General features: G+C 39.6%; 18 protein-coding genes. 13 read left to right on the top strand and 5 right to left on the bottom strand.

Features of this window, described 5'->3' with window-relative positions; all coding sequences use genetic code 11:
- Positions 1 to 161: 161 nt before the first annotated feature.
- From PHC76_RS11625 to PHC76_RS11615, 3 genes are read right to left on the bottom strand one after another with little or no spacing between them, the layout of a single operon-like run.
- Entirely contained in the window at positions 162 to 695 is a 534-nt protein-coding gene (locus PHC76_RS11625; protein WP_300210137.1) for a pyridoxamine 5'-phosphate oxidase family protein, read from the bottom strand.
- Entirely contained in the window at positions 688 to 1,161 is a 474-nt protein-coding gene (locus tag PHC76_RS11620) for a GNAT family N-acetyltransferase (RefSeq protein WP_300210135.1), read from the bottom strand. The genes PHC76_RS11625 and PHC76_RS11620 overlap by 8 nt, the downstream gene beginning before the upstream one ends.
- A gap of 10 nt (positions 1,162 to 1,171) precedes the next feature.
- Complete coding sequence (locus tag PHC76_RS11615) at positions 1,172 to 2,146, bottom strand: isochorismatase family protein (RefSeq protein ID WP_300210132.1); 975 nt, start codon at positions 2,144 to 2,146, stop codon at positions 1,172 to 1,174.
- A 92-nt stretch (positions 2,147 to 2,238) separates the two neighbouring features.
- On the opposite strand from PHC76_RS11615, the gene PHC76_RS11610 reads away from it, so the two are divergent.
- The 11 genes from PHC76_RS11610 (at position 2,239) to PHC76_RS11560 (ending at position 10,105) form a co-directional block, all read left to right on the top strand.
- Positions 2,239 to 2,823: a TetR/AcrR family transcriptional regulator gene (locus PHC76_RS11610; RefSeq protein WP_300210130.1), complete on the top strand. Its 585-nt coding sequence runs from the start codon at positions 2,239 to 2,241 to the stop codon at positions 2,821 to 2,823.
- A 237-nt stretch (positions 2,824 to 3,060) separates the two neighbouring features.
- Positions 3,061 to 4,176 carry a hypothetical protein gene (locus tag PHC76_RS11605; RefSeq protein ID WP_300210127.1) on the top strand — a complete coding sequence of 372 codons (1,116 nt, stop codon included), beginning with the start codon at positions 3,061 to 3,063 and terminating at the stop codon, positions 4,174 to 4,176.
- On the top strand, positions 4,173 to 4,940 hold the full coding sequence (locus PHC76_RS11600; RefSeq protein ID WP_300210124.1) for a trans-aconitate 2-methyltransferase: 768 nt from the start codon (positions 4,173 to 4,175) through the stop codon (positions 4,938 to 4,940). The genes PHC76_RS11605 and PHC76_RS11600 overlap by 4 nt, the downstream gene beginning before the upstream one ends.
- 2 nt (positions 4,941 to 4,942) lie before the next feature.
- The gene (locus PHC76_RS11595) at positions 4,943 to 5,743 is read left to right on the top strand and encodes a sulfite exporter TauE/SafE family protein (protein WP_300210121.1); all 801 of its coding nucleotides are present in this window, start codon (positions 4,943 to 4,945) and stop codon (positions 5,741 to 5,743) included.
- 45 nt (positions 5,744 to 5,788) lie between these two features.
- Positions 5,789 to 6,223, top strand: a complete 435-nt coding sequence (locus tag PHC76_RS11590) for a putative toxin-antitoxin system toxin component, PIN family (RefSeq protein WP_300210118.1) — start codon at positions 5,789 to 5,791, stop codon at positions 6,221 to 6,223.
- Positions 6,220 to 6,447: a CopG family transcriptional regulator gene (locus PHC76_RS11585; RefSeq protein ID WP_300210116.1), complete on the top strand. Its 228-nt coding sequence runs from the start codon at positions 6,220 to 6,222 to the stop codon at positions 6,445 to 6,447. Before PHC76_RS11590 ends, PHC76_RS11585 begins: the two co-directional genes overlap by 4 nt.
- A gap of 334 nt (positions 6,448 to 6,781) precedes the next feature.
- On the top strand, positions 6,782 to 7,186 hold the full coding sequence (tatB, locus tag PHC76_RS11580; protein WP_300210113.1) for a Sec-independent protein translocase protein TatB: 405 nt from the start codon (positions 6,782 to 6,784) through the stop codon (positions 7,184 to 7,186).
- Entirely contained in the window at positions 7,186 to 7,968 is a 783-nt protein-coding gene (tatC, locus tag PHC76_RS11575) for a twin-arginine translocase subunit TatC (protein WP_300210111.1), read from the top strand. The genes tatB and tatC overlap by 1 nt, the downstream gene beginning before the upstream one ends.
- A gap of 417 nt (positions 7,969 to 8,385) precedes the next feature.
- Positions 8,386 to 9,225 (top strand): hypothetical protein, encoded by an 840-nt coding sequence (locus PHC76_RS11570; RefSeq protein ID WP_300210108.1) that lies wholly within the window; start codon positions 8,386 to 8,388, stop codon positions 9,223 to 9,225.
- 67 nt (positions 9,226 to 9,292) lie between these two features.
- Positions 9,293 to 9,856, top strand: a complete 564-nt coding sequence (locus PHC76_RS11565) for a DUF4337 domain-containing protein (protein WP_300210105.1) — start codon at positions 9,293 to 9,295, stop codon at positions 9,854 to 9,856.
- 87 nt (positions 9,857 to 9,943) lie between these two features.
- On the top strand, positions 9,944 to 10,105 hold the full coding sequence (locus PHC76_RS11560; protein ID WP_300210104.1) for a hypothetical protein: 162 nt from the start codon (positions 9,944 to 9,946) through the stop codon (positions 10,103 to 10,105).
- Positions 10,106 to 10,553: 448 nt separating this feature from the next.
- Here PHC76_RS11560 and PHC76_RS11555 read toward each other — a convergent pair whose 3' ends face one another.
- Together PHC76_RS11555 and PHC76_RS11550 are read right to left on the bottom strand one after the other, a co-directional pair.
- On the bottom strand, positions 10,554 to 10,970 hold the full coding sequence (locus PHC76_RS11555; RefSeq protein WP_300210102.1) for a hypothetical protein: 417 nt from the start codon (positions 10,968 to 10,970) through the stop codon (positions 10,554 to 10,556).
- 182 nt (positions 10,971 to 11,152) lie between these two features.
- Positions 11,153 to 12,322: a cation:proton antiporter gene (locus tag PHC76_RS11550; protein WP_300210099.1), complete on the bottom strand. Its 1,170-nt coding sequence runs from the start codon at positions 12,320 to 12,322 to the stop codon at positions 11,153 to 11,155.
- 291 nt (positions 12,323 to 12,613) lie between these two features.
- Here PHC76_RS11550 and PHC76_RS11545 point away from each other — a divergent pair, with 291 nt between their 5' ends.
- Together PHC76_RS11545 and PHC76_RS11540 are read left to right on the top strand one after the other, a co-directional pair.
- Positions 12,614 to 14,008, top strand: a complete 1,395-nt coding sequence (locus PHC76_RS11545) for an amino acid permease (protein WP_300210097.1) — start codon at positions 12,614 to 12,616, stop codon at positions 14,006 to 14,008.
- Positions 14,009 to 14,092: 84 nt separating this feature from the next.
- Entirely contained in the window at positions 14,093 to 14,248 is a 156-nt protein-coding gene (locus PHC76_RS11540; RefSeq protein WP_300210095.1) for a hypothetical protein, read from the top strand.
- The last annotated feature ends 9 nt before the right edge of the window (positions 14,249 to 14,257 follow it).

Genomic DNA, 14,257 nt, shown 5'->3' with positions numbered 1-14,257 from the left:
TACGCCAGCAAAATTAGCCTAAACACTACTTATAATAAAATCCAAACCAATATAGTCAGAAAACCCGTTAGTGACTAAATTCGTACACTAACAAAATGTTTGGTTAAGGGGAATAGCATGAAATAGTTGGTTGTGTCGGAAAACACTTGATTTCTACTCTTTTACCAATGTCTAAATCCGCTTAGATCGACTGGGATAGCGTGATCTGCGATGTACTCATCGACTTTGCCGTTGTCAGCATCTCTGGCACACCACGCTTTGATCGTTTTTCGCTCCTCTTTGAATTCATACATCGGAACACTCATTCCACAACTGTGTTCCACACAGTAGATATGGAGTTTGACAAATCGTCGAATACCGCGTAAGTCATCCGAGGGGAAAAGATTTCGACACGCTTCATCGCTTCGATCGATGGATTCCCCTTTGCAAAAGAGGCGGAGGATTTGAGGTTTTGGACCGAATGAACAAAATACGACGGTTACTTCGCCGTCATTTTCGATGTCGCGCGCGGTACGGTTTCCACTTCCGGCGTAATCGAGAAAGAGCGCTTCGTTGTCTCCGCTGACACGAAAGCAGTCATATCCGCGAGGACTGAGGTTCACTTCCTTACCGCTGCAGCTGGCAATGAAAAATATCTTCTGTTCGGTTATAAATTCTTTGTCATATTCATTTAATGATCCGCTTTGACTACCCACAAATGTATCCTTTAGTGTATTTCATTTTCAAAAATTGCACTGGAATTCCCTGAATATCTTTGGTGACTTCTTGATCAGGAATAAATCCGATGCTTTTATAGAGGCTTTGTGCAACTGTATTGCTCAATCGTACAATGAGATAAAGTGAATCTTCCTCATGCAGTTTGTAAAATTCTGTTATGGTGGCTAAAGCCACAGTTTTTCCGAAACCTTTGCCTATTTTATCAGGTTTGAGAGCGATACGAAATTCGGTTTCAACACCTTGGATTGATAACAGCGAAAATCCTATAATTTCATTCTCCCATTTTGCCGTAAAAAGGTGTGTATTCGGATAGGGATAAAATTCATCAAGCCATCCTCCTTCACGCAGGGCATAGTCAAGCTCGGAAAACTCTGCCGGATAAGGTTTCCATTCGCGGATGATTGTAATATCGTTTGGTTCAAGTGAACTTAACACTATATTCATATCGTTTCCATTAAGCATCGATAGACTGAATCCACTCTTGTGTACTCATGACACGGCTGAAACGTGCGGCTTGTACGACAAGGATCGCCCGATGTAGCTCTTCCGCGTTCACTTTACCGGCATTGTTTTCAAATGACAACGTTGCGGTAGCATCGGATAAAAATTCGACATTGAATCCAAGATGATACGCGTATCGTGCTGTCGTATCGCAGCAAAACTGGGTCATATACCCGCTAATGACGATCGTATCGATCCCGTTTTGCCGAAGCCACGTTTCCAGATCGGTACCGACGAAAGCACTGGGGAAGTTTTTTTCGATGTAATAGTCGTAGTTCACCGATTTCATCTCATCGAGCAATTCCCATCCATCTGTCCCTTTTATAAATGCTTTGGCCTCGGGTGAGAGCAGTGTGTGCTGCACCATGATGACGGGAATGTCATGTTCCTTGGCTGCTTCAATTGATTTTAGAACATTCGGCAAGGAGTTTTCAGGATAACACACGGGGAGTTTTCCCGTAAAATACTCATTTTGTACATCGATAACCAATAAAGCTCTTTTTGCTCCATTATTGCCCATACCGTCATAACGACCTTGAAAGGTATTATTGCTTATTTTCCTTTGCTTTGGAGTTATTCCACTATATCCCCAATCAGTAGCTTTATGTTCTTTAATTATGATGTAGGTAGCTAATGGTAAAGATCCAAGCTCTTTTTCAAGTAGATCAAAAGTCGATTTAATCATTTCTGATTTTTCGAACTCTGTATTTGTATTATCCGTAATATTGATTTCTACAAAGACTTGAATTTGTTTATTTTGTAAATCAGATCCTATATACCAATCACTCTCTGTTTCTTGAATGAGAAGTGATGATAGTGAGCGTTCTTTTTTTAGAATATCAACAAGAAAATCAATAATCCCATTTGCAATATTTTGCTTTTTGTGGGCATCAATTTTAGAAGACAATTTCACATTGACATAAGGCATATTGACTCCCCTTTTAAATAATTGACCGATCAGTCAAGTGGCATTATAAAACGATTTGACCAAATAGTCAAGCGGTGTGTTATAATTTCAAAATGGAACAAAATACACGACAACGATTAATTGACGCAACGTACGAAGAAGTCTATTCTCATGGCTATCAGGGGGCAGCACTTGCCAATATTCTCTCCAATGCAGGGGTACACAAGGGGTCAATGTACCACTTTTTCCCTAACAAAAAAGAGATGGCATTATGCGCTATCAAAGAGAAAATTGCCGAGCGATTTGGAACACGTTATTTGGCGATAGCCAGAGGAGACGGAGATTATTTGAAGCATTTTTTTGAGGGTTTACGCGACCTCAATCAACGAGATTTCCGTCGTGGATGCCCGGTTGCAAATATCGTACAAGAGATGTCAAATATCGATGAAGATTTTAATACAGCGATGAAAGAAATATATGCGAAATTTCGTCAAAGCGTCAAAATTATCTTTGATAAAGCAGTTAGTGTTAGAGAATTACAACCTTGCGATACGACTAAGCTCGCCCTTTTTACGACATCAGCATTGGAAGGTGCGATCCTCGCGGCAAAAGCATCGGGAGATTCTCAAGACTATTTGGATTGTGTTGAATGTTTGATCGGATACATCGAAAGTTTCCGAGAAAATAATTTGCAATAAACTATATTATCCGTTACAATTTCATCATCACATATAAAGGAGAGACCATGAAAAGTCATACTATGTCTATTTCGCATCCCACTACCGACGTTACTGTCGTAAGCCTCTCTCTCCTCCTGCTGAACCTGCTGTAATTTTTCTTTTTTCCGTTTCTTTTTTTAATTCTTAGTTTTGCCACATCGGGCGCAGTGCGTCCATGTTTTGGCTTTTTTCATTGTCACATATAAGGATATACCTATGCACACGCATACAAAATACACGCCGTATCCAACGGTAAAATTGGATAAACGAGAGTGGGCGGATAAGTCCTTCACCGTTGCCCCGCGATGGGTTAGTACCGATTTACGAGACGGTAATCAAGCATTGGCCAACCCGATGGGGATTGAACAAAAAATCGCGTATTTCAAAGCGTTGGTCGAGTTTGGTTTCAAAGAGATCGAGATTGCCTATCCGAGCGCGTCGCAGACGGAATTTGATTTCTGCCGCTGCCTTATTGAGGGAGGCTTGGTCCCTGATAATGTGACGATCGGCATCCTCGTCCCCTCGATAGAGCGTCATATCGTCCGCAGTTTCGAGGCATTGCGCGGGGCGAAGCGGATTAACATGCACCTTTATAACCCGACCGCGTCTAATCAGCGTGACGTGGTTTTTAGACGAACAAAAGAGGAGATCATTGCTTTGGCATTGCAAGGCGTTGAGTGTATCAAACGTGAAGCAGGAACGTTTGAGGGAGATGTGGTGTTCGAGTATTCACCGGAGAGCTTTTCGCAGACCGAGTTGGATTTTGCTCGTGATATCTCCAATGCCGTGATCGCAGCATGGCAGCCGACGCGGGAACATCGGATGATCTTGAATTTGCCTAATACCTTGGAAGCGTGTTCGCCGAACATCTACGCCGATCATATCGAGTGGATGAGCAAGCATATAATCAACCGAGAAAGCGTCATCATTAGCGTTCATCCGCACAATGACCGAGGGTGTGCCGTCGCAAGTGCAGAATTGGCGGTATTGGCAGGAGCGCAGAGAGTCGAGGGGACGATGCTCGGCAACGGTGAGCGTGCAGGGAATGTCGATATTATCACGTTGGCATTCAACTATTATGCTCAGGGAATCGACCCGCGTGACATCGGCAGAGAGTATAAAGACTCTATCCGTATCAACTCCCAATCGGGTAAAGGGGGAGTCGCCTATATCCTCAAAGAGGTCTACGGTATCGACGTTCCCAAAGAGATGCAGACGGTGATAGCAGACGAGGTGAAGCGGTTATCCGAATCACGCGGTGGCGAGATTGGCAGTGAGGAGATATTAGGGATTTATGAGGGGATGATAAGGGTTGTAAAGGAGAACAGATGAATCCGACATGGAAACCGGATGCGTATACGGCGCATTCTAAAGGGCAGGCGGTATGGGCAAAAGAGTTGATCGAAAAGATCGGTTTGAGAGGTGATGAATCGATTTTGGATGTCGGCTGCGGCGATGGGAAAATTACCGATTATTTGAGCACATTAACGAGCGGCAAAGTTGTTGGAATCGATTTGAATCCCGATATGATCGCTTTTGCAAAAAAGCAATTCAAACGACCGGATTTTCAGCAGATGGATGCACAAAATATCCTTTTCGAGGATAGGTTCGATGTTGTATTTTCCAATGCCGCGCTTCATTGGGCACACGATCATGACGCGGTAGTTCAGGGAATTTATAAGGCTCTAAAATCAGGAGGAAAGGCTATCTTGCAAATGGGCGGTTACGGTAATGTCGTAGGTGTTTTTATCGCTTTGGAAAAAGTAAAGCAAAACTATACAACCTATTTTTGGGGATTTGAATCACCGTATACGTTTTGTTCAGACAGCCAATACGATTGTATGCTAAGTCAAGCCGGATTTTCTCGATACCGCACCGAGTTGATTGCCAAAGATATGATGCATGATTCTATTGATGCGTTTCGAGGATGGTTGGAAACTACATGGTTTCCTTATATCCAGTGCATACCTGAATCGGAGCAATCTATTTTTGTAGAGGAGTGGATGAGAGCATATCTGGAGATGTTTCCTTTAGACGGGCTAGGCAGAGTACATGTGAGTATGATGCGCTTGGAAGTTGAAGCGGTGAAAGAGTGAATATGGAAACTATCTTTATTATTGACTACATCGCTTTAGGTTTATTGGTCGGATTTATGGCGGGATTGTTGGGGGTCGGCGGAGGCGGTATCATGGTGCCGATATTTGCGATGTTGTTTGCGATGCAGGGATTTGAGAGTGAGGGGATCATGCACATGGCATTGGGGACGTCAATGGCGACAATCATATTCACCTCATTTTCGAGCATGAGAGCGCACTATAAAAAGGATAACATCGAGGTGCCGATGGCTCTTCGGATTGCAATCGGTGTTTTGGCGGGGACGTTTGCCGCAACGTTTGTGGCATCGTATCTCAAAGGGCTATATCTCGCCCTCTTTTTCAGCGCATTTATGAGTTACGTCGCCTACAAGATGTTCAAAAAAACGCACTATTATCATAATGTAAATCCGCATAATATAGTCGGGAACATCGCCAGCGGTACGTTTATCGGAGCGATTTCGGCACTGGTCTCTATCGGAGGCGGATCGCTTAGCGTACCGTATCTGATGCACCAAAATTTCGATATCAAACGCGCCATCGGAACATCGGCTGCGATAGGGTTTCCCATCGCGATTTCGGGGACACTTGGGTATTTGATCAACGGATGGAACCATACCGACGGGGATCAGTACACGTTCGGATATATTTATCTCCCTGCTGTGATACTGGTTTCGATAAGCAGTGCATTTACGGCTCCCCTTGGGGTTAAATACGCTACAGCGCTTTCGACTGATAAGCTTAAAAAAGTTTTTGGGCTTTTGGCGGTAGCATTGAGCATTAAAATGCTTTTTTCGGTTATTTGAAACGAAACTACTTGACATTAACTTGATATCATATATAATATCACTATGAAAATTGTTTTGGATACCAATGTAATCATAGCTGCACTAATGAGTCGAAACGGTATTTCGAACGCTTTGCTCATCAAGCTCTTTGAAATGGATGAAAAAATCAATGTTGTTTCCAATCCTCTGGTTTTGGAGATGGAAGCGGTATTGAAACGTGACGAGAACCGAGTGTGTTGTGGCGATTTAGAAGATGGAACGATTGAAATGTTTATTGATGATTTGTGTCTAATATCACATCATCAGAAAATCAACTTTCTATGGCGACCGTTTTTACATGATCCGCAAGACGATATGGTATTGGAGACGGCATTTAATGCCGGGGCGGAGATTATCGTTACCTATAATCTCAAAGATTTCAAGGGTGTCGAACACTATTTCGGCATTCGGGTGATGACTCCCAAAGAATTTTATTCCTTATTAGGAGGTGTACAATGAATTTCGCATTACGGATTCCTGATTATTACCGACAGGAGATTGAAGCGTTAAAAGGAGATGTATCCATCAATCAGTTTATTATTTCGGCATTGAGTGAAAAGATCGCTTCGCTTCGAACGGAAGAATATTTGCAAGAACGAGCAAATCGCAGCTCACGCGCTCATGCGCTTTCAATCCTCAAAAATGCCCCTGATGTGAAACCTGTAGAAGAAGATAAGCTTTAAAAAAGTAATTGATAGGTTATAGGTATCACGTGACCCCTCTATCTTTATTTCATAAGGTTTATAATAAATTTTCTGAAATCAGAAGATATTTTTTTTATTTCATAGTACTCCACATGTCCTATTTCATAATAATTTATTCCAAAAAATTCAGCTTCGTCTAGAAGTTCTTGTTTAGAAAGAGAGTCTTTTAGAGCGCCAATTCAAGCAGTAAGTGCAACACACGGTTAAGCTGAAAAAAAATCATACCATCAGCAGTAACTACCTCGCTAACTGAAGGAAATAAACTTTATTTTGCTAAAATACTTATACATTCAAGGGATAGTAGGTAACAATAATGTTTGGACTAGATTTAGGTGAAATTTTAGTTATCGCTATTATTGCAGTCTTATTTTTAGGACCGGAGAAACTGCCCGAAACGATGGTACAAATCGCTAAATTTTTCAAAAGTGTCAAAAGTACAGTCAATACGGCCAAAGCAACTATTGCTGAAGAGATGAAACTCTCTGAGATAAAAGAAGATGTACTCAATTATAAAAATGAACTAACGAGTGCAAGTTCCGAATTAGAACGGATGACCAATGTCACCGAAATCGGTTCCGAACTGACCGGCATTAAAAGTGAGCTCGATTTTAGTATCATCGCACCATCAGCCCCTAAAGAGCCAGAAGTAGTCACCTTTGCTCCTAAACCCAAAGAGGTTAAAGCAGTCGAAACTAAACCTAGTGAAGAGAATGTCTAATGTTTGATGATTTACGTCCCCATTTATTTGAGCTGAGAAAACGACTTGCCATCAGTGTTGCCTCTGTAATTATCATGTTTTTCATTGCCTTTAACTATTATGAGCCAATCTTGCATTGGATCAGCCAGCCCCTTAACGATGCACTGTCTCTTGTAGCAAAAACCTCACCTAATGCCGCGAAAGGGATGGCAACAACCAATCAAATCGGCGGGACCTTTTTCGTCGCAATGAAAGTCTCTTTTTTTGCCGCTCTTTTAGGTTCATTACCGATTATTCTTTCTCAAATTTGGCTTTTTATCGCACCTGGACTTTATACCAATGAGAAGAAAATGATGATTCCTATCGTCTTCGGCGGTACTGTTATGTTTTTGATCGGCGGGGCATTCGCCTACTATGTTGTCACTCCATTTGGATTCCAATACCTGATCGGATTCGGAAGTGCTTCATTTGTTCCAATGATCAATGTCGAAGATTATGTCGGTTTTTTCACTAAGATAATGTTGGGATTTGGACTCGCGTTTGAACTTCCTGTATTTTGCTACTTTTTAGCATTACTAGGGCTGATCGACGATAAGATGATGATCAGCTTTTTTCGTTATGCGATTGTTTTGATTTTCATTATTGCAGCAATCTTGACACCTCCCGATGTATTAACTCAGTGTCTGATGGCAGTTCCATTAATCATCCTTTATGGAGTTTCAATTATCATTGTCCGATTTGTTAACCCTGCTCCGAAAGAGGAAGCCTATATCGAAGAGGATAAAGAAGAGACGATTGATTAACCTTTCTCACTGAAAGCTATGATCACTACATTCCCAATGGTCTCAGGTCTTAGTATTAGCTAAATCAGATAAACTTTGTATTAAGAAAGTTTAACTTCGTGCTCTAAAATAGAGATAAAGCGGTGTACCGAGGATGACTAATCCTAGTCCTGTAAGTGATTCAGCGATGAGGCGAAATTAATTAATATTTGCATTGATTCTATTTCTGATATCGATGGAGATTAAGATTTCTTGGAATATTTAAATTATTGAGTTTGATTTCTTATTCTTCAAAAAGATTTAACAGACAAGCAAGCCTACCTATATTACGTAAATTATGCTGACTTTTACACTTCATACGACTACGTTTAAGATTCATTTAACCTTGCTGTCTAATATAGCACTTCAACTACAAGTATAAACACACAAAGGAAATAGATGTCTTTTTCTAAAATAATAACAGCATTGTTCTTGAGCGGATTTTTGGCATATGCTGAAAACGTTCCTACAATCCATCAAGTTTATCAAGCAGCAGAGTCAGGGGATTTGAACGGTGCACACCAAATGGTTGAACAGGTCTTGAAGGTTCATCCTGAAAGTGCAAAAGCGCATTATGTTGATGCAGAGATACTTGTTCGACAAGGCGACCTGCCCAATGCCAAAAATGAGTTTACAAAAGCTGAACAACTAGCTCCAGGATTACCGTTTGCCAAACCACAATCCGTTCAAAGTTTAAAACAGCATTTATCAATCTCTTCAAATGTACAAATGAATTCAAGCCCTATGGGAACTGCCCAGTCAAGTAATCATCCTATTCCATGGATGATGATCATTTTAGGTGCTGGTGCTCTTTTATTGATTTGGCTTGCTATACGCTCATTTACATCACGTAATACAAATTATCCAGCACAATACAATGGCGGTGGTAATGGAGGAAACGGTGCTTATCCAAACCCGAATAACCCTTATAGTCCTAATCCGGGATTCGGTGGCGGACAGCCTTATCCTCAGCAAAGCAGTGGTCTAGGTGGTGGAATCATGTCCGGTTTAGCAACAGGTGCTGCTGCCGGAGTTGGTTTTGTAGCAGGAGAAGAATTGATGCATCATTTTATGGATGGACCTTCTTCTAATAATGCTAACAATTCCAATAATTCACCGATCGCGAATAATGAACCCTCTTATGATATGGGTGGTAATGATTTCGGATTGAAAGATGACTCTTCATGGGATGACAGTTCTTCAGACACAATGTCTGATTCTGGCGATGATACATGGTGAGTCTGATTACACTAAAATAAAATCGTTTTGATCTTATATTTAAAATAATTATTCAAGTAAAATTAAAATGTCAGAACATGAATTTCACGAACACGGTGCATATGATCATGCCGTCGAGCATGCAGGTGAAGAAAAGGGATTGGGGCAGTATGTGGCTATATTTACTGCTATCTTGGCTTCAATAGGGGCAGTTGTCAGTTATCAAGGCGGCGCTACTCAAAATGAAGCAATGATGTTTAAAAATGAAGCGGTACTCTTAAAAACACAGGCGTCGGATCAATGGAACTTTTATCAGGCTAAAAGCAATAAAGGCCACTTGATGGAACTGGCGGCGGATATCGCCCCAAAGGGAAAAGAAGAGTTCTATAAAAATCAGCTCGAAAAATACGAACAAGAAAAAAAAGAGATCAAACATAAAGCCGAGGGACTCGAAGCGGCATCTGAGAAGGCCAATAAAGAGAGCGATCACGCTATGGTTCCTCATCATCACTTAGCCCAATCGATGACGTTGATCCAAATCGCGATCTCTTTGGCATCGATTACGGTATTGACCCGTAAAAAATGGTTGTTTTCGATTGCTATTGTTGCTGCCGTCGGCGGTATCGCTTTATGGGCTGAAGCATTGTTATGAAATGGTATTTGTACGATTGGGGCGGATTAAACGTTTGGTTGTTTCCATGTCATCAATAATATCCATAATGGAGCAATAGACACTATTATGCTTGCGGCAACGGCTGCTGCATCACATCAGCTTTTTGCCTGGTATTTGGCGGTATTGTGTCTAACTGCAACAAGTGCTATTGTGAAAAATTCTCGTAATCAGACGGATACAAAAGCGTTGCTTTGGGTAAGTACTATTATGGTGTTTAGTGTTGCTTAAATCAATGAACTGGGTAAAGCGACTTCATCAACGCAAACATATTGCCAAATACATCCAACGGTATTTCAAAGTCTATCCTGAATACTCAACTGAAACTCTATCGGATGGGAAAAACTTTATTTTTAGACTTTCATGCATCCCTATAAAGGAACACTTGAAAATAAGAAGTGAAGTCAATCCATTTGATCGGAACTATGATGAGTATTTCTTAAAACGATATATTTCTCTTAGAAACCTCACTGCATCTTAGTCATCGGTGCTTGAGCCGTGTGCGGTGAAAGTCGCACGCACGGTTCTTAGGGGAGGATGCCGCCGCGAAGTGGTGTTCTTACCCGACAAGAGAGTGCTAGAAACACAAATTAAGCTATTTCTAAGAACCATGGAACTTTTACCCTCTTTGTTGAGAAATAGCCAATTGTACGGCTTTCTATAAAAAGCCCTGTTGTTTTTAGATATTTTGAAAGTATCGATCTTCTCGATTAATACTCGCAACAAAACCTTCTGGATGAATTAATACATTTTTCATCATTAAATCGAAATTTTTAGATGGGTTTTCATAAACATTAATAGCAATATGACGATTAAAATGGACAGTATAATCAGCATTAAGAGTCTGAAAAGTAACAGGATGCATAAAGAGTGCTTTATCATTTGGTAAAAACTGGATTACAAGGCCTGTTTTACTGCATTGAAATTGTTTATTACAAAGATGTGAATCAATTTGTGGTGATATCTGCTCCTGTGCTGCTGGAAAGTTTTCTGTTAAAGCTATCTGATCAGCAAGTAACGGAATACCCCCTAACAGTCCGGTTGTAAGTAACGCAGAAGCTAAAAATCTTTTAGGTGTGATATTATGTCCATTCATGGCAAAAATTCCTATCGCTTATTAAAAAGATAGCAGATATTCTACATGTGTTTAGTAAATAATTGTATATACAAGCACTTAAACTTTTGTGTATCTAAATTTGGAAGAAGTTGTCATAAAACCTCTTCTAAATTTATCGAAGTATTATAGAATACGTGCACTTTACGCCTATGTTAATTTTATCAAAACTCATGATTAGATGTTTTAGATCCATTGAAGTATGAAACTGTTTTAATAATTGTCATCATGGATATAGAAGCTATCATACCAGAAATAATTAAAGCATAATACTCAGTTGAACTAATTGCATTGGCATCTTTACCAATAGTTGCTACGGCCAATAGAAAGGTAAGTGGCATCGAATCTCCAAGTGCAAATAAAAGTGTATTTTTCAGTCTGAGTCTACTTAAATAGATCATAGAACTTATTACACGAAGTGTAACAATAACCCCAACGATTTGAAGTGATAAAAGCAATACAGAAGGGGAAAATAGTGCTTTTAAATTAACGGTTGACCCAACATAAATAAAGAATATCGGGATTAGGAATCCAAATCCTAATGATGAAAGCTTATGCGGTAGTTCTGTTTTATATTCAAAGAAATTTGCAATGAACATACCAGCAATAAATGCCCCAAGCACCATATCAAGACCAAGATATATCATCATTCCGACCATAGTAAAGAAGAAAGCCATCGAGAGACGAACATCCTTATCACGAGTGTCACTTTCAGGCACAATCGTTTTTTTGAGGTTAGGGTACCACCAAAATAAAATCTTCGCACCTCGAAATATCAGTATTGTTCCAATCAAAAAAAGGATTAATGTCCCTATTGCTCGGAAAAAGTTTTCTGTGAACCCATATTCCAAGATACCACTTAGTAGTGTCAATGCAGCAATGCTGATAAGTTCACCTAAAATTCCAATAATCAAAGCAAGTTTCAGCCATTCTTCTTCTTTTCCTAGTTCCTTAACAAGAGCCATAATCATTCCTAGCGAAACTATTGGAAAGGCTACAAGATAAACAACAGAAAGATGTAGGATCCAGACGATTAAGGCTGAAAGAGAATAAAGGATAATGAAATAACCGATTGCCCGTTTAAATAATGATGATTGCATGGTGAGGAAAGCTTTAAGATTGACTTCCATACCAGCAAGAAACATCAGAAACAAAAAGCCCGTTTTAGCAATGATAGGCATATAAGTATTACCCTCTATAATACCCGAGTAACCAACACCACATCCTAGGAGAATTTCAACGACAGCCAAAGGCACCCAGAAAGTCTGTGCAATAAATGGAGCAAGTAAAACAACTCCAGAAATTACAACTATCATCAAAGGTATATTAGTCATTTTTCCTCATTTGGTTAATATTAAAATATTTTTTCTATTAACACCATTTCAGATTTTAGGCGGCATATTAACATTTTTTGCTTTCATTACAATTTTATGATAAATATGTTTTTTGCTGAACGGAAATGCGAGTATAGGACAAGTTGAGCGGTTATAAAGAAACTTTAAAACAAATTCCTTTGGAGTATACTTGTGATATAGTTGATGGACATACACCTAAAATGAGGGCTTTCGAGAATTTTACATCATCTTAGTTACAATCTAAATACAAACCATTAGGAATCAAAATATATGGATAACACAAAAGAGCCAGCTTTACTCCATGTTTTAGGTCTTGGTACCGCAATACTATTGGTAGCAGGAAGTATGATAGGATCAGGTGTATTTAAAAAAATAGCTCCAATGTCAGTAAATCTTGCAAATGGATCATTAATCCTTTGGGCATGGGTGGTAGCAGGGCTGATTACCATACTTGGAGCTTTTAGTTTTGCTTCTTTGGCAACGACAACCAAGGAGGCTGGAGGACAGTTTCAATACTTTAAAAACGTATTCGGCGTTTTTTTTGGTTTTATCTACGGATGGAGTTTTTTTGCTGTTATTAGTACAGCTTCAATTGCATCTATTGCATATGTTTTTGCTGAATCACTTGGTAATCTTTGCGGAGTTCCTCCACTGCTGGAAGCATATAGCTCTTATAATATTTTTGGAATAATTTTTCCTTTTCAAAACGCTTCTATTAAGCTTATTGCCGTTTCGACATTAATTTTCCTAACTATTTTTAATATTCGGGGGGTAAAAGGAGGAGGATGGTTAAGCAACATTGTCACGAGTGCAAAAGTTCTTGGTATATTACTGCTTATATTCATGGGATTGAGCTATTCAGAAAATAGTACTCATGCAACTGTTGTGATTCATACTTTTAAACCAAGTCAAACAAGTGAACTGGTACAAATAAGCGCTTTTTTTACGGCTATGCTTGGAGCATTTTGGGCATATGACGGATGGGTTAATATTACCAATATGGCCAGTGAATTTAAAAATCCAACCAAAAATATTCCAATAGCCATTATTGTAGGAACAGCATTAACGATGTGCCTCTATTTACTGGTAAATTATGCTTATTTACAAGTACTAACACCAGCTGATTTTGCTCATTTAAGTACACAGCATGGAAGTATCGCCGCCATTGAAGTTGCAAAAATTACCATGGGTTCGATAGGTATTACTCTTATTTCTATTTTAATTATGGTGTCGACATTTGGTGCAACACAGGCGAGCACCATGTCTGCGGCGAGAGTTTATTATCAAATGTCGAAAGAGGGATATTTTTTTAAGCCTTTTTCACATGTTCATAAACGCTTTAGAACACCGTATATTTCTTTAATCGGGCAAATGATTTGGGCATGTTTGCTTATTATAAGTGGTACATTTGATCAACTGACAGATATGCTTGTTTTTGCAGCATTCATATTTTATGCTTTGGGCGCTATAGCAGTTATACGTCTTAAAATGATAGGAAAATTACAGATTACCTATGGATACCCAGTCGTACCTCTATTATTCTTTCTATGCTGCATTGTGATAGTTGCGAATTCTATATATTCACGCCCGCTAGAGTCACTTACAGGACTTGGATTAGTCATCCTTGGTGCACCACTTTATCTCTATTTTAGAACACGAAGTTAAGAGCATTGTAGATTAAAAAGTTAGCGTAAAATATTTTCTGTAAATTCCAATGTTACCTATGATGAGACAAAAAGGGTCATAGCCATGGAATTACGAGGAAATAAAATTGAGTTTGATTTAGAGGAGTTCATGCCGCTGCTTATCAGCAATAAGCAAGAAGGGTTTCGACTTATAGGTGAGAAGTTTTTAAACGCACTGTTGGAGATTGCCTCCAACATTTCCTACCCCAAAAATAAATAATAGAACAAT

Origin of the sequence: Sulfuricurvum sp., from assembly GCF_028710345.1 — a bacterium.
GTDB lineage: Bacteria > Campylobacterota > Campylobacteria > Campylobacterales > Sulfurimonadaceae > Sulfuricurvum.
Note: the sequence above shows the minus strand (reverse complement) of the source record. Positions and strands in the feature narration are given on the sequence as shown.